The organism is Blastococcus jejuensis, assembly GCF_039534705.1.
Lineage (GTDB): Bacteria > Actinomycetota > Actinomycetes > Mycobacteriales > Geodermatophilaceae > Blastococcus_B > Blastococcus_B jejuensis.
The window spans coordinates 464139-487152 of record NZ_BAAAVV010000001.1 but is presented as its reverse complement, the minus strand read 5'-3'; the positions used below and the strand labels follow the sequence as shown (position 1 = coordinate 487152).

The 23014-nt window shown below is 72.8% G+C and carries 20 protein-coding genes; 8 read left to right on the top strand and 12 right to left on the bottom strand.

Annotated elements, in window-relative coordinates:
* Position 1 precedes the first annotated feature (1 nt).
* Complete coding sequence (locus tag ABD644_RS02365) at positions 2-1579, top strand: ethanolamine ammonia-lyase reactivating factor EutA (RefSeq protein WP_344686889.1); 1578 nt, start codon at positions 2-4, stop codon at positions 1577-1579.
* On the opposite strand, the gene ABD644_RS02360 is transcribed toward ABD644_RS02365, so the two are convergent.
* On the bottom strand, positions 1573-1770 hold the full coding sequence (locus ABD644_RS02360; protein WP_344686888.1) for a PspC domain-containing protein: 198 nt from the start codon (positions 1768-1770) through the stop codon (positions 1573-1575). The two genes, ABD644_RS02365 and ABD644_RS02360, sit on opposite strands and share 7 nt — an antisense overlap.
* 28 nt (positions 1771-1798) lie before the next feature.
* Positions 1799-2572 carry a FadR/GntR family transcriptional regulator gene (locus ABD644_RS02355; RefSeq protein WP_344686887.1) on the bottom strand — a complete coding sequence of 258 codons (774 nt, stop codon included), beginning with the start codon at positions 2570-2572 and terminating at the stop codon, positions 1799-1801.
* Between the two features lie 65 nt (positions 2573-2637).
* On the opposite strand from ABD644_RS02355, the gene phtC reads away from it, so the two are divergent.
* Entirely contained in the window at positions 2638-3402 is a 765-nt protein-coding gene (phtC, locus tag ABD644_RS02350; protein ID WP_344686886.1) for a 3,4-dihydroxyphthalate decarboxylase, read from the top strand.
* Positions 3403-3471: 69 nt separating this feature from the next.
* Here the strand turns inward: phtC and ABD644_RS02345 are convergent, their stop codons facing one another.
* The gene (locus ABD644_RS02345; protein ID WP_344686884.1) at positions 3472-4566 is read right to left on the bottom strand and encodes an ornithine cyclodeaminase family protein; all 1095 of its coding nucleotides are present in this window, start codon (positions 4564-4566) and stop codon (positions 3472-3474) included.
* 13 nt (positions 4567-4579) lie between these two features.
* Positions 4580-5905, bottom strand: coding sequence for an MFS transporter (locus tag ABD644_RS02340; RefSeq protein WP_344686883.1), 1326 nt, complete (start codon positions 5903-5905; stop codon positions 4580-4582).
* Positions 5906-6001: 96 nt separating this feature from the next.
* Here ABD644_RS02340 and ABD644_RS02335 point away from each other — a divergent pair, with 96 nt between their 5' ends.
* From ABD644_RS02335 to ABD644_RS02310, 6 genes are all read left to right on the top strand, one after another.
* Complete coding sequence (locus ABD644_RS02335; RefSeq protein ID WP_344686882.1) at positions 6002-6850, top strand: NAD(P)-dependent oxidoreductase; 849 nt, start codon at positions 6002-6004, stop codon at positions 6848-6850.
* A gap of 127 nt (positions 6851-6977) precedes the next feature.
* A complete protein-coding gene (locus ABD644_RS02330) occupies positions 6978-8114 on the top strand; it encodes an ABC transporter substrate-binding protein (RefSeq protein WP_344686881.1) in 1137 nt (378 codons plus the stop codon).
* Between the two features lie 85 nt (positions 8115-8199).
* Entirely contained in the window at positions 8200-9324 is a 1125-nt protein-coding gene (locus ABD644_RS02325; protein WP_344686880.1) for an ABC transporter substrate-binding protein, read from the top strand.
* A 101-nt stretch (positions 9325-9425) separates the two neighbouring features.
* Complete coding sequence (locus tag ABD644_RS02320; RefSeq protein ID WP_344686879.1) at positions 9426-11189, top strand: ABC transporter permease; 1764 nt, start codon at positions 9426-9428, stop codon at positions 11187-11189.
* A gap of 63 nt (positions 11190-11252) precedes the next feature.
* Entirely contained in the window at positions 11253-12401 is a 1149-nt protein-coding gene (locus ABD644_RS02315) for an ABC transporter ATP-binding protein (protein WP_344686878.1), read from the top strand.
* A 1-nt stretch (position 12402) separates the two neighbouring features.
* Entirely contained in the window at positions 12403-13692 is a 1290-nt protein-coding gene (locus ABD644_RS02310; protein ID WP_344686877.1) for an MFS transporter, read from the top strand.
* A 61-nt stretch (positions 13693-13753) separates the two neighbouring features.
* On the opposite strand, the gene ABD644_RS02305 is transcribed toward ABD644_RS02310, so the two are convergent.
* The 8 genes from ABD644_RS02305 to ABD644_RS02270 all read right to left on the bottom strand — a co-directional run bounded on the left by ABD644_RS02305 (position 13754) and on the right by ABD644_RS02270 (position 22945).
* Positions 13754-15562 (bottom strand): thiamine pyrophosphate-binding protein, encoded by a 1809-nt coding sequence (locus ABD644_RS02305; RefSeq protein ID WP_344686875.1) that lies wholly within the window; start codon positions 15560-15562, stop codon positions 13754-13756.
* Positions 15559-16221 carry an isochorismatase family protein gene (locus ABD644_RS02300; protein ID WP_344686874.1) on the bottom strand — a complete coding sequence of 221 codons (663 nt, stop codon included), beginning with the start codon at positions 16219-16221 and terminating at the stop codon, positions 15559-15561. The genes ABD644_RS02305 and ABD644_RS02300 overlap by 4 nt, the downstream gene beginning before the upstream one ends.
* Positions 16218-17678 carry an aldehyde dehydrogenase family protein gene (locus ABD644_RS02295; RefSeq protein ID WP_344686873.1) on the bottom strand — a complete coding sequence of 487 codons (1461 nt, stop codon included), beginning with the start codon at positions 17676-17678 and terminating at the stop codon, positions 16218-16220. The genes ABD644_RS02300 and ABD644_RS02295 overlap by 4 nt, the downstream gene beginning before the upstream one ends.
* Positions 17675-19438 carry a thiamine pyrophosphate-binding protein gene (locus tag ABD644_RS02290; RefSeq protein ID WP_344686872.1) on the bottom strand — a complete coding sequence of 588 codons (1764 nt, stop codon included), beginning with the start codon at positions 19436-19438 and terminating at the stop codon, positions 17675-17677. Before ABD644_RS02290 ends, ABD644_RS02295 begins: the two co-directional genes overlap by 4 nt.
* Positions 19435-20340 (bottom strand): AAA family ATPase, encoded by a 906-nt coding sequence (locus ABD644_RS02285; RefSeq protein WP_344686871.1) that lies wholly within the window; start codon positions 20338-20340, stop codon positions 19435-19437. The genes ABD644_RS02290 and ABD644_RS02285 overlap by 4 nt, the downstream gene beginning before the upstream one ends.
* A gap of 5 nt (positions 20341-20345) precedes the next feature.
* On the bottom strand, positions 20346-21419 hold the full coding sequence (locus tag ABD644_RS02280) for a cupin domain-containing protein (protein WP_344686870.1): 1074 nt from the start codon (positions 21417-21419) through the stop codon (positions 20346-20348).
* 124 nt (positions 21420-21543) lie between these two features.
* On the bottom strand, positions 21544-22002 hold the full coding sequence (locus ABD644_RS02275; protein ID WP_344686869.1) for an RpiB/LacA/LacB family sugar-phosphate isomerase: 459 nt from the start codon (positions 22000-22002) through the stop codon (positions 21544-21546).
* Between the two features lies 1 nt (position 22003).
* Positions 22004-22945 carry an ABC transporter substrate-binding protein gene (locus ABD644_RS02270; RefSeq protein ID WP_344686868.1) on the bottom strand — a complete coding sequence of 314 codons (942 nt, stop codon included), beginning with the start codon at positions 22943-22945 and terminating at the stop codon, positions 22004-22006.
* Positions 22946-23014: the final 69 nt, after the last annotated feature.

Sequence of the window (23014 nt, the reverse complement as noted above, 5' to 3'; positions counted from 1 at the left end):
AGTGGACGACGGAAACGACGTCGTCGTCCACTCCGCCTACGTGCCCGACCACGACCACGAGCACGACGACGACGCCGTCCTGCCCCTCGAGGACAACCCGATCTGGCAGCAGGACAACGTCACCCTGCACAGCGTCGGCATGGACATCGGCTCGTCGGGCACCCAGGTCGTCTTCTCCCGGCTGCACCTGCGGCGGATCGGCGAGGAGCTGACCAGCCGCTACATCGTCGTCCGCCGGGACACCGTCTACCGCTCGCCGGTGGCACTGACGCCGTACGCGAGCAGCGAGCACATCGACGCCGAGGAGCTCGGCTCGATCATCGACCGGGCCTACGGCGACGCTGCCGTGGGGCCGGAGACGATCGACACCGGTGTCGTCATCCTGACCGGGGAGGCGCTGCGCCGGCGCAACGCCGAGGCGATCGCGGGGGTGCTCGCCGAGCGCGGCGGGGAACTGGTCACCGCGACCGCCGGCCACAACATGGAGGCGATGCTCGCCGCCTACGGGTCGGGCGCGGCGCGGGCCTCCTACGAGCAGGGCCTGCGGATCCTCAACGTCGACATCGGCGGCGGCACGACCAAGCTCGCCGTCCTCGACCGGGGACGGGTGGTGGCCACGGCCGCCGTGCACGTCGGCGGCCGGCTGCAAGTGGTCGACGGCGACGGCCGGATCACCCGGCTGGACCCGGCCGGCCAGGAGCACGCCGCCCGGGCGGGCTTCGCCTGGGCGCTGGGCGACCGGGCCGACGCGGACCAGGTGCAGGCCGTCGCGGACCGGATGGCCGACACCCTCGTCGCCGTCGTCACCGCCGCCGTCACCGCCGCCCCGCTGCCCGCCGACGTCGAGCGGCTCTACCTCACCGATCCGCTGGGCCCGCTGGGCGAGATCGACGGCGTCATGTTCTCCGGCGGCGTCGCCGAGTACGTGTACGACCGCGAGACCGAGCTCTTCGGCGACCTCGGCGCCCCCCTGGGCCGGGCGCTGCGCCGCCGGGTGGACGACGGCGCGTTCCCGTTCCCCCTGCTCCCGGCGGGGGAGTGCATCCGGGCCACCGCGCTCGGGGCCTCGGAGTACAGCGTGCAGCTGTCGGGCAACACCGGCTGGATCTCCGACCCGGACGCGCTGCTCCCGCGCCGCAACCTGCAGGTGGTCAAGCCCGTCCACGACCTCGGCGAGGAGGTCGACGCGGCTGCCGTCGCCGCCGCGATCCGCCGGCACCTGGTCGCGCTGGACGCCGAGCACTCCGGCGACGACGTCGCGCTGGCGCTGTCCTGGACCGGGTTGCCGACGCACCGGCGGCTGCACGCGTTCGCCGTCGGCGTCCGCGACGGCCTGGCCGAGCGGATCGCCGACGGCCGGCCGCTCTACCTGATGCTCGACGGCGACGTCGCCATGACGCTGGGCCGGCTGCTGCGCGACGAGCTCGGCGTCGGCAACCCGCTGCTGGTCGTCGACGGCCTGTACCTGCGCGACTTCGACTACATCGACATCGGCAAGGTGCGCCACCCCTCCCGCACGGTGCCGGTGACGATCAAGTCCCTGCTCTTCAGCGAGGACCCGAGGGAGACGGCTCAGTAGTCGGCCGGGAGGAGCAGCCAGAGCAGCAGGTAGGCGATGAACTGCGGGCCCGGCAGCACGCACGAGATCACGAAGGCCCAGCGGAGGCCGGTGCGGGACAGGCCGTAGCGGCGGGCGATGCCGGCGCAGACGCCGCCGAGCACGGCGTTGCGCGTGTCGCGGGTGAGCCTCCGGGAAGCGGGGACGGTCATCGCCCGACCCTACGGCTCCCGCCGGCCGTCAGTGCGCGAGACGGGTCGCGGTCCGGTCGATGTGGGTGCGCATGATCGCCTCGGCCGCGGCGACGTCGCGCCGCCGGACGGCGTGCACGAAGTCCAGGTGCTCGTGCGCCCCGCGGTGCCCCATCAGGGGCGCGGCGATCTGCGCCTCCTTGAGCGACATCAGCAGCGGGCCGTGGAAGCTCTGGACGAGCATCTCGACGGCTTTGTTGTGCGTGGAGGCGGCGACCCGGACGTGGAACTCCGCCGACATCTCCATCGTGTAGCGCTGGTCGTCGAGCGCGGTCTGCTGGTCCTCGCAGAGTCGTTCCAGGGCGACCAGGTCCTCCTCGGTGGCCCGCTCGACCACCAGGGGCACGATGCCCAGCTCGAAGACCATCCGGGCCTCGGTGACCTCCGCCGCGGTGAGCGGGCTGAGCTGCAGCAGGTCGGCCAGGCCCTCGCCGAGCCGCGCGTTGGTGGGGGTGGTGACGAACGCGCCGCCGCGGGCGCCGACGCGGACGTCGATCAGGCCGCCGGCCTCGAGCACCCGGAGAGCCTCCCGCACGGTCACCCGGCTGACGCCGAACCGCTCGCAGAGGTCGCGCTCGGAGGGCAGCCGGTCACCCGGACGGAGCCGCCCCTGGCGGATCAGGGTGCGGATCTGGTCGACGATCACCTGGGACACGCGCCCCACGCTGACCGCGCTGAACAGGTCCATGCCGTCGGCCGGCGCGCCGCTCCCGGCCGGCGCGCTGGTCGGACGGGCGGGTTCCTGCTCCACGATCGGCTCCACGGCAGGAGTCTCCCACGGCGGATGCTGCTGGCCGCCGTCCCGGATCCCCCTTTAGGGTCTGACCAATGGACCACCACCCGGCCGAACCGCCCGTCGATCGCCGCCTGCTGATCGCGCACGCGTGCCGGGTGCTCGGCGCCCGCGGGCTCGCCGAGGACGTGCTGGGGCACGTCAGCCTCCGCACCGGACCGGACCGGATCCTCGTGCGCTGCCGCGGGCCGCAGGAGGAGGGGCTGGTGTTCACCCGTCGCGACGACGTCCACGAGGTCGACCTCGACGGCCGCGCGGTGGACGGCGGGGACCTGGCCGGCTGGGCAGTGCCGAACGAGCTGCCGATCCACGCCGAGGTGCTCCGGGCCCGGCCGGACGTCGACGCGGTGGTGCACTGCCACCCGCCGTCGGTGCTCATCGCCGGGCTGGAGGGCGTACCGCTGCGCCCGATCTTCGGCGCGTACCACCTGCCCGCCGCGCGGCTGGCGCTCGACGGCGTGCCGGTCTACCCGCGGTCGGTGCTGGTCCGCCGTCCCGACCTGGGCCGCGAGGTCGCCGCCGCGCTCGGCGCCGCCCCCGTGCTGGTGATGCGTGGGCACGGCATCACCACGGTCGGCTCGGGGCCGCACGCCGTCGAGCAGGCGGTCGGGCGGGCGCTGGCGCTCGACGCGCTGGCCCGGGTGTGCCTCGAGTCGGCCCGCCTCGGCGGGCGGGCGGCCGACCTGCCGCCGGAGGACGTCGCCGAGCTGCCCGACCTCGGCAGCGCCTTCAACGACGTCATGCTGTTCCGCCACCACCTCGCCCGCCTGCGCCACGAGGGACTCCTGCTCGACCAGTGACGTGCTGGAGCGGCCACTCCTCAGGGGCCCGCGCCGAGCGTGCGAGGCGTGGGGGGAGGAGTGGTCCTTTCAGTCCCGGATGTCCTGGAGCAGCCACTCGGTCGGGATCTCCCGCCCCAGGCCGCGCTCGCGGGCCAGTTCGTAGACCCGGCCGGCCACGGCGAAGAACTGTGCGCCCTGGATGTTGCCCCGCTCCGAGAACGTGATCTGGTCGGGCGACGTGCGCACGGGTTCGCCGCCCAGCGCGTCGGCGTAGGTCACCTGCCGGACGGAGTGCGGGGGGCGCCGGATCCGGCCGTGCGTGTGCTCGGCCCAGACCGGGCTGTCCGGCACGGCGCGGTAGGCGAGGAACTCGTCGTCGGGCTGCCACGTCGGGTCGTTGATCGGTGCCGGGCAGGTGCCCAGGCGGAGCCAGACGTCGTACCGCTCGCGGGCGCGGGCGTCGGGCTTGCCGCCGATGGACGTCACGTGCGTGCCCGGCTCCAGCCAGTCGCCGATGATCACCTCCGACGCCGAGTCGGTGCAGCCGGTGACGACGTCGGCGCCCCGGAAGACCTCGCGGGGCTCGTCGACGGCGACCACGTCGAGGCCGTACCGCTCGCCCATCTCCGCCGCGTACCGCTCGCGGTTCGCGGGGGTGGGGCTGTAGACCTGCACCCGCTCCAGGGGGCGCACCTGCAGCAGTGCCTCGAGGTGGGTGCGGGCCATGCCGCCGGATCCGAGCATCCCCAGGACGCGGGCGTCCTCCCGCGCCGCGAGGCGGGTGCCGATCGCCGAGTCGGCGCCGACCCGCATGTGCTGCAGGACGCCGTCGTTGAGCAGGGCCAGGGGCTCGCCGGTGCGGATGGAGAGGAGCAGCACCATCCCGAAGTAGGTGCCCGGCTGCACGCAGAACTTCTCCTGGGTGCGGGTGCCGCCGTACTCGACCTCGGTGAGGACGTCGGACTTCATGCGGATGGCGTAGTAGCCGCTGCTCGCCGACCCGCCCTCCATCGTGCCCCACTGGTAGGCCTGGGCGTCGGTTCCGGTGGGGAACCGGAGGTCGATCCGCGGCCGGCACAGCGTCGTCCCGTCGGCCAGCCCCCGGTAGGAGAGGTCGAGGACGTCGAGCACGTCGGGCATCCGGAGCACGGCGGCGGTGTCGTCGTTGCCGATCAGGAGCACGGGACCTCCCGGGTCACGGCGCGGCCTCGGCGGACGGCTCGGCCGCGCGCGCCTCGGGCACCGGGTCGTCGCGGTGGCGCAGCCGGCGCAGGGTCGGCATCAGCGCGGCGGCCACCGCGGCCGCGGCGATCCCGCTGATCAGCAGCCCGGTGCGAGGCCCCCACTGCTCGCAGATCCAGCCCATCAGCGGCCCGCCGATCGGGGTGCTGCCGAGGAACACCGTCGAGTGCAGGGCGATCACGCGGCCCTGCATGGAGGCGTCGGTGCCGACCTGCAGGACGGTGCGGGCCAGGGTGTTGAAGCTGATGTTGGCGATGCCCAGGCCCACGAGCAGCCCCAGGGCGGCCACCAGCCCCGGCGCCCCGGCCAGCAGAGCGATGACGAGGGCGAACGCGCCGGTCCAGAGGAGCACCGACCACGCGGTGACCCGCTCGCGCGCCGCGCTGCCCAGGGCGCCGATCACCGCGCCGGCGCCCAGTGCCGAGGTGAGCCAGCCGTAGACCTCCGCCCCACCGCCGAGCACGTCGCGGGCGAACAGGGGGAGGACCACCCGGAAGTTCTGGCCGAACAGTGCGACGACGGCGACCAGCAGCATGCAGGCGCGCAGGTCGGGGCGCTGCCAGACGTAGCGCAGGCCCTCCAGCGCCTGGCCGCGCTTCGGTGGCAGCGGGGCGGCCCGGGTGAGCCCGTGGACGTCGATCCGCCAGAGGCTGACCAGCACGGCCACGAAGGAGACCGCGTTGACGGCGAACGCGGCGCCGCTGCCGACCCAGGCGATGAGCAGGCCGGCGATCGCGGGCCCGACCAGCCGCCCGAGGTTGTGGATCGTGGAGTTCAGCGACTGCGCGTTCACGTAGTCCTCGGGCCCGACCATCTCGGTCACGAAGGCCTGCCGGGCGGGGGAGTCGAGGACCGTCACGAGGCCGAGGCCGAGAGCGAGGGCGAACACCATCCACAGCTGCACCAGGCCGGTGAGGGTGAGCACCGCGAGGACCGCCGCCAGGGCGGCGCTGACCGCCTGGGTCGCCATGATCGTCCGCCGGCGGTCCCACCGGTCGACCAGCACGCCGCCCCACAGCCCGAAGAGGAGGGTCGGCAGCGCCTGCAGCGCGGTGGCGACCCCGACCGCGACCGCGGAGTCGGACAATTCCAGGACGAGCCAGTCCTGGGCGACGCGCTGCATCCAGGTGCCGATGACGCTGACCGCGTGCCCGGCGAAGAAGGTGCGGTAGTTGGGCACCGCCAGGGAGCGGAAGGTGCGGGCCGCCCAGCCGCGCGGCTCCGTCGCGGCGCGCTCAGGGGACCGCTGTCGGCGGGGCCGCCACGGCCTGATGCCCACGGGCCCCCCTTGACGAACGGTATGAAGGTATTACCTTAAGCCCTACGACGTGACGCCCCCCACGTCCCGACCCACCCGTCGAAGGAGACGCCCCTCGTGGTCGAGCAGCAGGCCCCCGTGTTCGCCGTGCTCGGCCTCGGCGCGATGGGTGCGCCCGTCGTCGGCCACCTTCTCGCAGCGGGCGTCCCGGTGCAGGTATACGACCTCGATCCCGCAGCCGTGGCGCGGGCGGTCGGGCTGGGCGCCCGTGCCGCCGACTCCGCAGAGGCCGTGGCCCGTGGCGCCGCGGTGGTCGCCATCTTCGTGCCCAGCGACGACGACGTCCGCGAGGTCTGCCTCGGCGAGGGCGGCGTGCTGGCCGGATGCGCCGAGGGCGCCGTCGTCCTGCTCTGCTCGTCGCTCCGGCCCGAGACCTGCCGGGCGGTCGCCGACGCGGCCCCGCGCGGGGTGGCGGTGCTCGACGCCGCACTCACCGGCGGGGTCCGCGGCGCCGAGGCCGGCCAGATCAATCTCCTCGTCGGCGGTGACGCCGCCGTCCTCGACCGGGTGCGCCCCCTGCTGGAGCCGTGGACCAAGGCGGTGCACCACCTCGGGCCGCTGGGCGCGGGGCAGGTCGGCAAGACCGCCAACAACCTCGTGCACTGGGCCCAGATCTGCGCGATCACCGAGGCGCTCGAACTGGCGCGGCGGGGTGGCGTGTCCGTCCCGGTCCTCCGGGCCGCGCTGCAGGACGGCCCGACCGACTCGCGGACGCTGCGCGAGCTGGAGCACATGCGGCTGACCTGGCACGTCAAGGACCTCGCGAACACCGCGGACCTGGCCGGCCGGGTCGGCATGGACATCCCCGTCGCCGAGACCGCGCGCCGGGTGATGGTCGGGACGACGGTCGAGGACGTCGCGCGACTCCTCGCTGACGGCCCGTTGCGGACCGGGGAGTCCGTATAACGCTCCGATAACTGTTGGTCGAATGGTTAGACCATCGTCGTGTCGATGTGTTGACTGCATCACACACCGCACTCGGTTGCACCACTTCCGGTCCCGGGCCCCGGCCCCGTCCTCGATGGAGAGGCACATGCAGCACCGATTCACGGTTCCCCTGGCGGCAACGGCCACGGCCCTGCTGCTCGCGGCCTGTGGTGGGTCACCCACCGCCTCCTCGTCCTCCGACGGCGGTGACGGCCGGGAGGACTCCGACCTCGCCGTCGCGGCCCAGGAGACCTACGACCGGTTCAACGGCATGTCCGGCCAGGAGCGCACGGACGAGCTGGTGGCCTGTGCCGAGGAGGAGGGCGAGCTCAACGTCTACACGTCCAACACCGACATGGACGACCTGATCGACGGGTTCTCCGACCTCTACGACGTCGAGGTCAACAACTACCGGGCCAACTCCGAGACCGTGCTGCAGCGGATCCTGCAGGAGGACGAGGCCGGCTACTACGGCGCCGACATCTTCGAGACCAACGCGCTGGAACTCGGCGTCGCCTCGCAGGAGGGCCTGCTCTACCCGTACCAGAGCGAGCTGCGCGAGTCGGTCCGCGAGGAGGGGCGCTTGTCGGAGGACTGGACCGCGAGCCGGTTCAACGTCTTCGTCGTCGGCTGGAACACCGACCTGGTCCCCGCCGGGGAGGAGCCGACCTCCCTGGAGGAGCTGGCCGAGCCGGAGTGGCAGGGGAAGATCTCCCTCGAGGTCGGGGACGTCGACTGGTTCACGGCGATGCACGACTACTACGTGGACGAGCAGGGGATGGGCGAGGACGAGTTCGTCGACCTGATGACCCGCCTGGCGTCCAACGCCCAGGTGGCCAAGGGGCACACGACCCAGGGCGAGCTCCTGTCGGCCGGCCAGTTCGCCGTCACCGTGTCCTCCTACAGCCACACCATCGACAAGGCCGCCGCCGACGGCGCCCCGGTCGCGTGGCGGCCGGCCAACGGCGACCCGGTCCAGCCGCTCATCGTGCGGCCCAACGGCATCGGACTGGTCCGCACCGCCACCAACCCGTGTGCGGCCATGCTGTTCGTCGACTACGAGCTGACCGGCGGCCAGGAGGTCTTCGCCGAGAAGTTCCGCATCGGCTCGATCGAGAGCGGCGACGACCCGCTGGCCGGCCTCGAGGTCTTCCCGGTGCCCGAGGAGAAGCTGCTCGAGGACCCCGACACCTGGAACCAGCTCTACGAGGACGTCCTCGCCAACGGCCAGGCCCTCGAGTGACCGAGCTCGTCTGACCCGGCCACCCCCGAACCAGCACCGTCCACAGATCCCAGAAGCCACAGAACAGAAGAGAGTGAGCACCCACATGCGGAAGCCCCGCACCGTCGCCCGCACCGCCCTCGCGGCCGGCACCGTCCTCGTCCTCGCCGCCTGCGGCGGCAACCCGACCTCGTCGACCTCCGGCGACGACGGGGGCTCGGAGTCCGGGCCCACCGCGGCCGAGGAGCTCTACGAGGAGCTCGCCGGCCTGTCCGGCCAGGAGCGGCGCGACCGCCTGGTCGAGCTGGCCGCCGAGGAGAACGGCCTGAACCTCTACACGTCGATGACGTCCGACGTCGCGGACGCGGTGACCGAGGCGTTCAGCGACGCCTTCGACATCGACGTCAGCGTCTACCGGGCCGGCTCGGAGACGGTCCTGCAGCGCATCCTGCAGGAGCAGGACGCCGGCTTCGCGGGCAACGACGTCGTGGAGACCAACGCGACCGAGCTGCTCGCGCTCCAGCAGGAAGGGGTCATGGCCCCGTGCATCGACCAGGAGCGGGTCGATCTCGTGCCCGAGGCGGGTCAGTTCGACGACTGGACGGCGACCCGCTTCAACCTGTTCTCGCCGAGCTGGAACACCAACATCATCTCCGGCGACATGGTCCCGACGTCCTGGGAGGACCTCGCCGACCCCAAGTACGACGGCCAGCTGTCCATGGAGCTCGGTGACTACGACTGGTACCTGACCCTCTACGGGTACTGGCAGGAGCAGGGCAAGAGCGACGAGGAGATCAACCAGCTCTTCGCCGACATGGTCGACGGTGCCAAGCTGGTCAAGGGCCACACCGTGCAGGCCGAGCTGATGAGCGCCGGCGAGTTCGGGGTCACCGCCTCGAACTACACCTACATCGTCCAGCGGGCCAAGGCCGACGGCGCTCCGGTCGAGGTCGAGCCGCTGGTCGACCCGGTCATCGCCCGGCCCAACGGCGGCAGCTGCATGAAGACGGCCGAGAACCCGGCCACCGCCATGCTCTTCATGGACTGGATGCTCACCGAGGGCCAGGACGTGATCGTCGAGGAGCAGCTCACGCCGGCCATCGACGAGAGCGGCTCGCTCGAGGGGGTGAGCGTCATCCCGGTGGACACCGAGGCGCTGCTCAACGAGTCGGACAAGTGGAGCGCCGAGTACGACGAGCTCCTCTCCGGCGGCGAGGTCATCGCCGACTGACCGGCACGGGCGGTGCCGCGGGGTTCCCGCGGCACCGCCCGCACCGGCCGTCCCGCCCCCAGATCCACCGCCCCGAGCACACCCCGAGGAGTTCCTTCGCGATGACGCTGACCAGCCCGCCGGTACGGGCCGAGGAGCGCGCCGAGTCCACCGACCCGACGGCAGACCCCAAGCGCTCGGGTCGGACGTCGCCGATCTCCGGGAAGGTCTTCATCGTCGCGGGCGTCGCCGCCGCGATCGGGTACCTCGCCCTGGTCCCCCTCGGCTACCTGATCTGGGGAACCTTCTTCGACGCCAACAACAACCTCGACTTCAGCGGGTTCCAGCGGGCCTACGGCAACGGCCGGATGGGTGAGCTCTGGGGCAACTCGCTGGCCTTCGCCGGCGGCTCGGCGGCCCTGTCGCTCACCGTGGGCACGACGCTGGCCTACCTCAACGTCCGGACGGCGGTGCCGTTCAAGGCCCTGTTCTTCGCCGCGTCGATCGTCCCCCTGATCGTGCCCGGCATCCTCTACACCGTCTCGTGGATCTTCCTGGCCAGCCCGCAGATCGGGCTGCTGAACGCCATCCTCGAGCCGATCACCGGCGGGAACCCGCCGTTCAACATCTTCAGCATCGAGGGGATGATCTGGGTCGAGGGCCTGCACTCCTCACCCATCGTCTTCCTGCTGATGGTCGCGGCCTTCCGCTCGATGGACCCCTCCCTGGAGGAGTCGGCGCTCATGTCGGGCGCCTCCCGGCTGCAGACGCTGCGCCGCGTCACCCTCCCGCTGGTCCGGCCGGCACTGCTGTCGGCGGTGCTGGTCATCCTCATCACCAGCCTCGAGTCCTTCGAGGTGCCGGCGCTCCTGGGCCTCCAGGACGGCATCTACGTCTTCACCAGCCGCATCTACTTCGTGTTCCGCAGCTACCCGCGCGACCTGCAGGCCGCCGGCGCGCTGGCGGTGAGCCTGCTGCTGATCGCCGTCATCGGGGTGATCGTCGCCCGGCTGCTGGCCGGCAAGGGCAGCAAGACCTACCAGACGGTCACCGGCAAGGGCTTCCGGCCGCGTCCGCTGGACCTCGGCAAGTGGAAGCCCGTCGTCGGCGTCGGCATCCTGATCTACTTCTTCGCCACGGTCATCGGCCCGCTGCTGGTGCTGCTCTACGCCGCGCTGCTGCCCTACTACCAGGCGCCCTCGTGGGACGTGTTCTCGCAGTTCACGTTCGACAACTTCCGCGAGGTGTTCGAGATGCGGTCGGCCGCCCGCGCCCTCGGGAACAGCCTCGTCCTGGGCCTCGGGTCCGCCACGATCGTGATGGCGCTGATGTCGGTCGCCGCCTGGATCTCGGTCCGGTCCAAGATCCCTGGCCGCGGCATCGTCGAGCAGCTCAGCTTCGTGCCGCTGGTCATCCCCGGCATCGTCCTGGGTGTCTCGATCTCGTTCGTGTACCTGCGGTTCCCGTTCCCCGTCTACGGCACGCTGCTCATCCTGCTCATCGCCTACATGACCAAGTACATGCCGTACGGCATGCGCTACGCCTCGACGTCGATGATGCAGATCTCCTCCGAGCTCGAGGAGTCGGCCCAGGTCAGCGGCGCCGGCTGGTTCACCACGTTCCGGCGGGTCCTCCTGCCGCTGCTCTCGCCGGGGCTCCTGGCGGGCTTCATCTACATCCTCGTCGTGAGCTTCCGCGAGCTGTCGAGCTCGCTGCTGCTGTACAGCCCGGGCAACGAGGTGCTCTCGATCCTCATCTGGGAGCAGTTCGAGAACGGGTCGTTCAACGTCCTGGCCGCCATCGGCGTGCTCATGGTCCTCGCGCTGGTCGTCATGGTGACCATCGCCTACAAGCTCGGCGCCAAGGTGGGGCTGCGTGAGGACTGATCCCCGAACCCCCCAGCCGGTCCCCCAGAACGCGCACCCGTCCGAAAGGTCCAGGAACATCCCATGCTGAGGATCGACAACCTCGTCAAGTCCTTCGCCGGCGAGAAGGCGCGCGGGAAGAAGAAGGCGCAGGCCGGGCACACGACGGTCTTCGCAGTGAACGACGTGAGCTTCGAGGTCAAGGAGGGTGAGCTGTTCACCCTGCTCGGCCCCTCGGGCTGCGGCAAGACGACCACGCTGCGCTCCATCGCCGGTCTCGAGCGCCCCGACAGCGGCACGATCACCGTCGGCGACCGGGTGATGTTCTCCGCCAAGGGCGCGAGCAACCGCCAGGTGACGAACCTGCCGGCCAACCAGCGTGGTCTCGGGATGGTGTTCCAGTCCTACGCGATCTGGCCGCACATGACCGTGTTCGACAACGTGGCGTTCCCGCTGCAGGTGCGCAAGCGCTCGGAGCGCCCGAGCAAGGCCGAGATCGAGGAGCGCGTCTCCCGGGTGCTCGAGACGATGGAGCTCTCCGAGCAGGCCGGCCGCCAGGCCACCAAGCTCTCCGGCGGTCAGCAGCAGCGCCTCGCCCTGGCGCGGGCGCTGGTCATCCAGCCGCCGCTGCTGCTGCTCGACGAGCCGCTGTCCAACCTCGACGCCAAGCTGCGCGAGTCGCTGCGGTACGAGCTCAAGCGGCTGCAGCGCGAGCTCGGCATCACCTCGGTCTACGTCACCCACGACCAGGTCGAGGCCCTCGCCCTCTCCACGCACATCGCCGTCATGCAGGCCGGCTCGGTCGTGCAGCTCGGCAAGCCGCGGGAGATCTACGAGACGCCGGCCAACAAGTTCGTCGCCGAGTTCATCGGCACCTCGAACTTCATCCCGGGCACGGTGCGGGCCCGCGAGGGCGCCCACGCGTCGGTGGAGACGGTGAACGGAGCGCTGTACCTGGAGTCGGCGATCGATCTGCCGGTGGGCTCCGAGGCCGTCGTGTCGATCCGTCCCGAGGCCGTCCAGCTCTCGCGGGAGAGCCGGCCGGACGCGGCCAACGAGTGGCACGGCACGGTCATGGCGCGGGCCTTCCTCGGCGACGCGGTCGACCACGTCGTCGCCGTGGGCAAGCACGAGATGCGCGCCCGGGTGAACCCGTCGGTGTCGATCGAGCCGGGCACGCAGGTCTACCTCCAGCTGGACCCGGCGAAGATCTCGCTCGTTCCGGTCGGCTGAGGTGCCGCTGCCGGTCGTCCTGCGCAACCGCGACTTCGATCTCTACTGGACGGGCGTCGTCCTCAGCCAGATCGGCACCCGGGGCACCGTCGCGGCGAACTTCTACCACGTCTACGCGCTGACCGACTCCATCGCCTACACCGGGCTGGTGGGGGCCGGCCAGGCCGTGGCGCTGCTGCTGCTCAGCCCGCTGGGCGGGGCACTGGCCGACCGCTACGACCGGCGGCGGCTGCTCCAGGTGGCGCAGGCGGTGTCGCTGCTGGTCGCGCTCGGGCTGACCGTGGTCACGTTCACCGGGGCGGTCGAGGCGTGGCACGTGGTGCTCAGCGTGCTGTTCACCACCGCGGCGGCGACGTTCGACCAGCCGGCCCGGCAGGCGCTGATCCCCGCTCTCGTCGGCCGCCAGCACATCGGCGAGGCGATCGCGCTGCTCAACCCCTCGCGCGAGGTGGCGGTGCTGCTCGGCCCGCTGCTGGCCGGGCTGCTCATCGCGGTGTCGGGGCCGGGCCTGATGTACGCGGTCGACGTCGGCACGTACGCGGCGCTGATCGTCGTGCTCGCGTTCATCCGGGTGCCGCGCCTGCAACCGACCGGGGCGGCGGCGGGCTCGATCTTCGGCAGCATCGCCGAGGGGGCGCGCTACGTCGTCCACCGGCCGCTGATCACCAGCCTCATGGGCCTCGACCTCTCGGCGACCGTGCTCTCGGCCTACCGGGTCCTCCTGCCGGCCATCGCGACCGACGTGCTCGCCGTCGGCGCCACCGGGTACGGCGTGCTGTCCAGCGCGCCGTCGGCCGGGGCGCTGCTGGCGACCTACACGATCTTCCGGGTGGTCAAGCACTCGCGACGGCAGGGCCGGGTGCTGCTGACGGCCACGTTCCTCTACGGGATCGCGGCGATCCTCCTGGCGCAGTCTCCCGGGATCTGGCTCGCCGTCGGGGCGGCGCTGCTGCTCGGCGGTTTCGACGCGATGGCCACCACCATCCGGCACGCGGCGGTGCAGATCGACACACCGGACGAGATCCGCGGGCGGGTCACGGCGTTCTACCAGATGTCCTCGCGCGGCGGCCCGGCGATCGGTGACGTCGTCATGGGCGCGTTCGCCGGTGTCGTCGGCCCGGTCGTGGCGCTCACGGTCGGTGGCCTCGGGCCGATGCTCGTGGCCCTGGGCTTCTGGTCGCGGCCGAACGTGGTGCGGGACTACCCGGGGGTCGTCGACGAGGAGGAGCCGGAGCCGGTCGCGCCGCCGGACGCCCGCCCGACCGCGGCCGAGACGCCCAGCAGCAACTGACGGTGAGCTTTCGGTACCGAAAGCTCCCGCCTGAGCGGCAGCTTTCGGTACCGAAAGCGAGCTACTTGGGCTGGCAGACCACGTCGACGAGCGCCGGCGTGCCGGTGCGCTGGACGTGCTCCGCGGCCCGGCGGACGGCGGCCTGGATGTCGTCGGGGTCCTCGATCGGCCCCTCCGCCCACCAGCCGAAGGACGTGGCCAGCGCGGCGAAGTCGGGCGCCGGGGTGTCGATGGCCATGCCGATGTGTGCCCGCGCGACGGGGGTGCCCCGCTGCCGGGCCAGCCGCTCCTGGTGCTCCCAGTCGTTGTAGTACGCGCGGTTGTTGAACATGACCACGAGCAGCGGCAGCTCGTAGCGGCTGGCCACCCAGAGCGCGCCGGCGTCGAACATCAGGTCGCCGTCGGGCTGCAGGTCGACGACCAGCCGGCCGGTGCCCTTGTGCGCCAGCGCGACACCGAGGGAGATGCCGATCTGGGTCGCGGTGCCCAGCTGCTTGCCGGGGTGGCGGTGCGGGGCGTCGAAGTCCCAGGTGCGCAACGCCCACTCGGCGGCGGTGCCGGCGGTCAGCACCCAGTCGTGCTCCTGCACGACCTCCCAGACCTCGGCGGCCAGGCGCGCGGTGGACACCGGGACGGAGTCGTGCACCTCCTCGGCCTTCTTGCGCCAGCCGGCCCACACCTCGTCGTGCCGCAGCGCCAGGTCGGCCTTCCACTCCTCGCGCCGCGCCTGCCGCGCCGGGTCGTCCCCGGCCACGATCCGCCGGCACTCCTCGAGCAGCAGCGGGAGCGCCACGGCGGTGTCGGCCGTGACCTGCAGGTCGGTGGGCAGCAGCTCGGCGTAGTCCTCGCTCCACGACGAGATGCCGACGTCGTTGAAGCCGATGTCGAGGACCGTCGCGCCGGGGGCCAGCCGCGAGGTGATCGAGCGGGTCGTCGACTCCAGCTTCTGGGTGGGCTTGCCCATGTCCTTGACGTCGACGAAGAGCACGCAGTCGGCGTCCTCGATCACTGGGCTGCCGGTGACGTTGAGCGGGTGCCGGTTCGGGAAGTTCAGCCGCCAGTGGGTCTCGACGACGCCGATGCCGACCAGCTCGGCGAGCTCCACGAGGGTGTGGAAGCTCTGTGGGTCGCGGCCGGCGTAGGCGGGCACGATCACCGGGCGCTGCGCCGCGCAGAGCCGCTCGGCGAGTTCGCGCAGCGCCGCCGGCTCGGGGGCGAGGCGGGACGGCACGGTGGCCAGCCGGGGGAGGTCCTCGAGCGGCACCGGTTCGGTCACCGGCGACTCCTGCAGGCCGGCGTCCAGGGCGATGTAGACCGGGCCGCGGGGTTCCTCCATGGCGATCCGGTAGGCCCGCGCCAGCACGGTCTGCACCGAGGGCAGGCTGCGCGGCTCGTGGTCCCACTTGGTGTAGGCGCGCACGGCCTCGCCCTGCACGTTGGCGGAGTGGATCCAGTCGATGTTGGGCCGGCGGCGGTCGTGCTCGGCCGGCCCGGAACCGCCCAGCACCAGCACGGGGCTGCGGTCGATGTAGCTGTAGTAGACGCCCATCGTGCCCTGCAGCAGCCCGACGAGGTCGTGCAGGATCACCGCCATCGGCTCGCCGGTGGCCTTCGCGTAGCCGTGGGCGAGGGCGACGGCGATCTTCTCGTGCGGGCACTCGATCATGGTGATCGCGTCGCCGCCGTAGTTGACCAGCGAGTCGTGCAGGCCGCGGAACGACGAGCCCGGGTTCAGGGCCACGTAGCGCAGCCCGAGTCCGCGCAGCACGTCGACCATGACGTCGGAGCCCCACTGCGGCTCGTCGTAGGGGGCGAAGTTGTCGCCGATGGGGTGGTGCTTGTCCTTCGACGCCGGGTGCTTCTCGGTCACGCGGGGCCTCCTGTCTCGATGCGGGAGCGGTCGAGCGCGGCCAGCACCTCGTCGGTGGTGCGCACGCGGCAGACACGGGGGAAGACCTCGTCGGCGAAGAAGGAGCGCTGCGGCTCCCGGCCGGTGAGGCCGTCGCGGACGACGACGACCTGCAGGTCGAGGTCGCGCGCGGCGTAGGCGGTGGCGGCCACACCCACGTGGGTGGAGCCGCCGACGAGCAACAGGGTGTCGGCCCCGCGGGCACGCATGGTCGGCAGCAGGCAGGTGCCCTCCAGCGCCGACCAGCGGTGCTTGGGGACGTCGACGTCGCCGGGCTGCTGGCCGAGCTCGGCCAGGGTCCGGTACGCCGGGTCGCCCTGGCCCGCCGGCGGCCGGTCGGGCCGCGGATGCTCCGGCCCGAAGGCGCGGTGCTTCCCGTCGAGGTCCGACAGCGAGCGGGCGAGGTCGAGGCCGTCGGCGCGGTGGTCGGCGCGGGCCCAGGCCACGACCGCGCCGCGCTCCCGGCAGCCGTCGGCCAGGCGCCGCACCGTCGGGATCACACCCGCGGCCTCCGCGGCCGGCCGGTAGATCTCGAGCAGGTCGAAGACGCAGAGCACCGTCCGACCCGGTTCCAGGCGCTCCGCGCCGCGGAAGAGGGCCGGGTCCGCCGCGAGACTCACAGCAGCGTCACCGTGACCGACTTCTCCCGGGTGTAGGACACCAACTCCTCGGGGCCGTTCTCCTGGCCCAGCCCGCTGCGCTTCCACCCGCCGAAGGGCATGCCGGGCGGGCGCTTGCCGGTGCCGTTGACGTACACGTAGCCGGCCTCGACGGCCGCGGCGGTGCGCAGCGCGGTGCTGACGTCGTTGGTCCAGACGTTGGCGGTCAGGCCCAGCGGCAGGGCGTTGGCGCGGCGGACGACGTCGTCGACGTCCCGCCAGCCGAGGACGGCGATCACCGGCCCGAAGATCTCCTCCCGGACGACGGTCATCTCGTCGTCCAGGTCGGTGATCACGGTCGGCCGCAGGTAGAAGCCGCGGTCCAGGCCGGGCGGCCGGTCGCCGCCGAAGGCGACCGTGGCGCCCTCCCGCCGGGCGGACTCGACGAACCCGGTGACCCGCTCGTAGTGCGCCCGGAACGACAGCGGACCCACCTGGGTGTCCTCGTCCTGCGGGTCGCCGATGCGCAGCGCGGAAAGGCCGCGGTACAGCGCCTCGAGGAACGGCCCGCGGACGTCGTCGTGCACGAACAGCCGGGTGCCCGAGCCGCAGGACTGGCCGGTGGACCGGGAGATGTTCATCCCGGCGATGGCGGCCGTCGCGGCGCGCTCGGGGTCGACGTCGGGGAAGACCAGGACCGGGTTCTTCCCGCCGAGCTCGAGGCTGACGTGCTTGATCTCGTCGGCGGCGCCGTGCAGCACCGCGCGCCCGGTCGGCACCGAGCCGGTGAACGCGACGCGGGGGACGTCGGGGTGCGCGACCAGCCGCCCGCCGACCACGGGCCCGGCGCCGGTGACCACGTTGAGGACGCCGGGCGGGAGGATCTCGCCGGCGATCCGGGCCAGCTCCAGCGCCGACAGCGACGTCTGCTCACCGGGCTTGAGCACCACGGCGTTGCCGGCGGCGAGGGGTGCGGCGGACTTGCCGGCGGCGAACTTCAGCGGGTGGTTGTACGGGATGATCCGGGCCACGACGCCGTAGGGCTGGCGCAGCGTGTAGCTGAGCGAGCCGTCGGCCGGGGGGGCGGTGCTGCCGCGGGTCTGCGAGGCGATGCCGGCGAAGTAGTCCAGCTCGCCGGCGCCGCCGTCGACGTCGGCGCGCATCGCGGTGATGGGGGATCCGCCGTCGCTGGTGTCCAGCCGGGCCAGCAGTTCCCGCTCCTCGCGGATCGCGCCGGCCAGCTCGCGCAGCAGCGCCGCGCGCCTGGCCCAGCCCAGCGCGGCCCAGCCGGGCGCGGCCTGCGCCGCCGCGGCCACGGCCGCGTCGACGTCCTCGGCGGTCCCGGCGGGGAAGGTGCCGATCGTCTCCTCGGTGGCGGGGTTCTCCGACTCGAGGACGCCGCCGTCGCTGGCGTCGCGCCACTCGCCGCCGATCATCATCTGCCGGTGGGGCAGTGTCTCCCGGGCTGTCGCGGTCATCGCGGGGCCACCTTCACGTGCACGACGGCGACGGCGCCGGACAGCGCCTCCTTGAGCGCGCGGCCCAGCGCCGGCGCGAGCTCCTCGGGCTCGGTGACCGGGCCCTCCGCCCAGCAGCCGTAGGAGACGGCGAGGCCGGCCAGGTCGACCGGCGGGTCGCTGATCCGCATGCCGATCCAGCTGTTCTGCTCGGGCCGGCCGCGGTGCCGGGCCACCTCGGCCTGGTGCGGCTCGTCGTTGTAGAAGCTGGAGTTGTCGTTGACCACGACCAGCGCCGGGATGCCGTAGTGCACCGCCGTCCAGAGGGCCGAGGACGCCATGAGCAGGTCGCCGTCGCCGATGATGCCGACGCCGAGCTGACCCCGGTCCCGGGCCGCCAGCGCACCGCCGACCAGGGCGCCCGGGCCGTACCCCACGCCCCCGCCGCCGGAGTGCCCGAGGTAGCTGCCGGCGCCCGGGAACTCCCAGACGCCCTCGGGCCACGTGCGGGTGTTGCGCAGGCAGAGCAGGTGGTCGACGTCGCGGACCGCGGCCCACGTCTCGGCCACCAGCCGGGCGGGGGAGATCGGCCGGTCGTCCCAGCGCGCCCGCACCGCCTCGAGCTGGGCGGCGCGCAGCTGCTGTGCCCGGGCGGTGACGGTGGCGCGACGCTCGTCGGCGGCAGCCAGGTCCCGCCCCTGCAGGGCCTCCACCAGCTGCGCGACGCCGGTGAGCGGGTCGGCGAGCAGCTGCACGTCGCGCGCCACGGGGCTGCCGAAGGCGTTGGTCCACGACGGCTGGGCGAGGTCGCCGTGCGACAGGTCGATGACGACGGGGCCGTCGGTCGCGACCGGGGCGGTGCCCCGCGGGCCGCGGTCGGGCCGGTGCAGCAGCGCGTTGAGGTCCACGACGTCGATGGCCAGCACGACGTCGGCCTCGCGGAGCAGCGCCGCGTCGCCCGTGCAGTTCTGCGGGTGCCGGGTGGGCAGCACGACGGTGTTGCGGTCGTCGCGGTAGGCGCACCCGAGCAGCTCGACCAGCCCGGCGACGGCGGCGGTGGCGCGCGGGTCGAGGCCCACCCGCCCCGCGACGACGACGGGGAACCGGGCGCCGGCGAGCAGCTCCGCGGCCTGGGCCAGCGACGCGGGGTCGGCCGCGATCGGCGGGGCGGGGGCGTGCCGCGTGTGGTCGGGCAGCGGGACCGGGGCGTCGAGCCGCGCCTCCTGCACGCCGGCGTCGAGGCTGACGTAGGCCGGGCCCTGGGGCGCGGACAGCGCGCGCTGGCGGGCCCGGACGACGTCGGCGGCGAACGCGGCCGGCGTTATCGGTTCGGCGTCCCAGACGGTGAAGTCGCGGACCAGCTGCGCCTGGGTGGTGGCCGAGTGGATCCAGTCGATCGGCCGCCGCTGGGCGGGGTCGGCGGGGCCGCTGCCGCCCAGGAGCAGCAGCGGCGTCCGGTCGCAGAACGCGTCGTAGACCGCCATCGAGGCGTGCTGCAGGCCGACGAGGTCGTGGATCGCGGCCACCCCGAGCCGGCCGGTGGCCTTGGCCCAGCCGTGCGCGAGGGCGACCGCCACCTCCTCGTGCAGGCAGAGGAGCAGCTGCGGGTCGGTGTTGCCGCCGTGGTTGACCAGCGAGTCGTGCAGCCCGCGGAAGGAGGAGCCGGGGTTCATCGGCACGTACGGCACGTCGAGCTCGTGCAGCAGGTCGACGACGACGTCGCTGCCCCACTCGGCCGGCCCGCGCTCGGCGGGCACCCCGACCGGACGCTCGACGCTCACGCCGACGCGCGTTCGGCGTCGGCGGCGGCGCGGAGGTCGTCGGCGCCGACGCGGCCCGGGTCCAGCGCCAGCTCGGGGCGCGAGCCCATGGCCGAGAGCACCAGCTTGCGCACCCGCCGGCCGTCGAGCCCGTCGAGGCGTTCGGCCAGATCGGCGACCAGGTCGCCGTCGTCGGCCAGGCCCGCCAACCCGGGGAAGACCGCGGCCGACTCGGCCAGGGTCTGCCGCAGGATCTCGGCGATCGTGTCGCGGTCGGGCAGGCCCAGGCGCAGCACCAGGTCGGCGCGGTCGAGGAACGCCTCGTCCACGGCGGCCGCGAAGTTCGTCGTCCCCAGGACCAGGACCTGCGGGCAGGTCCTCCGGAGGAGATCGAGCCCGGAGAGCAGCGCGTCGGTCGCGCGGTGCACGTCGACCGGGTTGGTCTCGAAGCTCGCCGTGCTGCGGCGGACCGCCAGCGCCTCGATCTCGTCGACCAGCACGATCGTGTGCGGCCGGCGCGCGGCGAGCTCGGGCAGCGTGTCGGAGAACAGCCGCAGCACCGCCCGCGGGCCCTCGCCGAGCATGTCGCTCGGGAACGCGTGCGGGTCGATCTCGACGAACGTCGTCGCCCCGCGCGGAGCCAGGGCCAGCGCCACCTTCTGCGCGAGACCCTGGCAGAGCGTCGTCTTCCCGGTGCCGGGCGGGCCGGAGAGCAGCACCAGCCCGTGCGGCGCACCGTTGAGCTGACCCAGGGCCCGGCCGTGCCGGAGGATCAGCAGGCTGGTGCCGAGCAGCCGCTCCTTGAGCCCGGGCGGGGTGAGGATGCTCTCCCAGGGGCCCTCGTGATGGTCGGCCGGCAGCGCGTGCACCCCCACGATCCCCGGGGGGTAGTTCGCCGCCGGGCCGACCGAGCTCAGCGCCATCCCCGTCACGGCCAGGTGGGACGCTCGACGGCCGGCCAGTCGATGGTGGTGATGTCGCCGGCCTGGGCGTCGCGGATGTGGTCCGGCGGCTCCTCGAAGAGCACCAGCGGGTCGCAGAGCACCCGCATCGTCTCCAGCAGGCTGTCGAACATGTGGATCCGGACGACCTTGGCGGTGTTGTCGGGGTCGTCGTTGAAGTGCTGGTGCCACAGGAAGTGGTCGACCACGATCAGGTCGCCCTTCTTCCACGGGTGGTTCTCGCCGCCCTCGGGCTCGGTGCCCAGGTAGGAGTGGCCGGAGCCCTCGAGGACGTAGAGCCAGGCCTCGCCGGGGTGCCGGTGCATCGACTGGCGGCGGCCGGGGCCGATCTCGAACATCGCCATGGTGATGCCCGACGCCTGGTAGCCGATGGCCTTGTCGAGCAGGAACGTGGTGCGGGTGCCGCGCGGGCTGTTGAGCAGCTCGAGGGACTCGTAGTCGGTGTGCAGCCGGCCGGTGCGGCGCTCGTTCTGCTGGCGGGCGATCCGGCGGAGGCGACGGGCGTAGGGGTCGTCGCCGGCCGGGCCCTCGCTGACCGGCGGGCGCGGGGCGAGGGTCTCGAACGCGGCGTGCCCCGCGTCCTCGATCACGCTCATGCCCATCGTCTCGAGCATCGGCTCGCTGGAGAAGGTGAGGTAGCGCAGGGGGGCGGTGGCGCCGCTCTCGACCCCCGTGCGGTGCCACGCCCAGCAGGGGAGGTGCACCGAGTCGCCGGGGGCGACCGCGATGTGCTCGCCGTCGATCTCGAACCAGCCGGCGCCGCCGACCACGAGCACCATCGCGTCCCACGAGTGCCGGTGGACCGTCGTGGTGACGCCGGGGTCGATCTCGTGGACGAGCGCGTCCATCGTGCGGGTCTGGCGGTCGCCGTCGGCGCCCACGTAGACGCCGACCCGGGAGCCGCGGGCGGTCTCGACCAGCGGGGCGTCCTCGACGCGGACGACGGTGCGCCAGTTGGCGCGCCACTCCTCGACGAACTTCTTCCGGCGACTCTTCTGCACGAAGTAGTGGCTGACCGCTGTCGTCGTCCGTGTGCTCATCGCGTGGTGCTCATCGCGTGCATCGACCCCTGTGTCGGCATAAAGGACTAACCATTGGTCCTGGGATCGTGTCAAACGGCACTGGCAGTGCGCAAGGCCACATCCCGGAGCCACCCCATGTCGATCAGCCCAGCAGGGAGTCGCCGCGTTCCAGGGTCGCGATCATCGCCACCCGTCGGGCGTGCTCGGCGCCCTTGAACGGGGTGGTCAGCCAGCTCGCCACCACTTGCTCGGCGAGGTCCGGGTCGATCACCTTCGCGCCGAGCACGAGCACGTTGGCGTCGTTGTTCCCGCGCGAGATCTCCGCGTGCCACACGTCGGGGCACAGGCCGGCGCGGATGCCGGCGATCTTGTTGCAGGCGATCACCTCGCCCTGCCCGCTGCCCCCGACGACGATCCCGCGGTCGGCGGTCCCGGCGACCACGCGGCGGCAGACGTCCTCGCACAGCGGCGGGTAGTCGATCGTCCCCGCGGCCTCGTCGGCGCCGCGGTCGTCGACGACGTGGCCGGCGGCCCGGAGCGCCTCGATCAGCCGGCGCTTGAGCCCTACCCCGTTGTGGTCCGCCGCGATGGCGATGCGCACGTCAGGCGGTCAGGTCGCGGGTGCCGGGGGCGAACACGTCCTCGAGCGCGGGGGCCGTGGCCAGGATCTTCTGGTCGACCGCGTGCCGCAGCAGCTCCTCGAGCACCGCGCGGTTCGGCTCGATGCCGTAGGGGAGCGGATCGGCGCCGGTCAGCTCCATGACCCGGGCGTACATCCGGTCGGTCTTGTCGCGGACCTCGCCGGCGCGCAGGCGCTGCACGTAGAGCTGCTTGGACCGGGCGAACGCGTCGAACACCTGCGGGCCGAGCTCCGGGCGCTCCGCGAGCAGCTCGTCGCGGATCACCACCAGGTGGTTGATGGGGTACAGGCCGCGGTCCGTCAGCGCCGCGAAGCCGGCCTCGACGGGGTCCGGGATGAGCGGCGCGGCGTCGGGGGAGTCGATCTCGACCCCGACGACGGCGGCGAGCTCGCCGCTGGCGAGCATCTCGTCGAGCTCCCGGCCGGGCGGGATCGACTCGACGTTGGCCGGCGGCCGGTAGTCGGCCACGTGCTCGTCGCCGGAGAGCACCCAGGTGATCGAGTCGAGGTCCACGCCGTGCTCGGCCGCCAGGATCGAGCGGGCCCACACGCCGGTGGTGACCGTGTACCCGCGGCTCACCCCGACCTTCGTGCCCTCGAGGTCCTTCGGGTGGGTGATGCCGTGCCGGGTGTCGACGGTGATGGCGGAGTGGTGGAACCCGCGGACGAGGAACGCGGGGACGGCGGTGAACGGCACGCCGTGCGCCTTGGCGGTCAGGTACGTCGTCAGCGCCATCTCGCAGACGTCGAACTCGAGGCCGCGGACCATGCGGCGGAAGGCCTGGACGAGGACCGGCACCTCCTCGAAGTCGAACCGGAAGCCCTCCGGCACGACCGTGCCGTCCTTGAGTGCCTGGTTGTTCCCCTGGGTGCGCGTCACGGCGCGCAGGTGCAGGTCCGCCATGTGGCCGGACGCTAGCACGCTGATGGTCAGACCATAAGACCGTCGACTAAGGTGCCCTGGGACATAGGG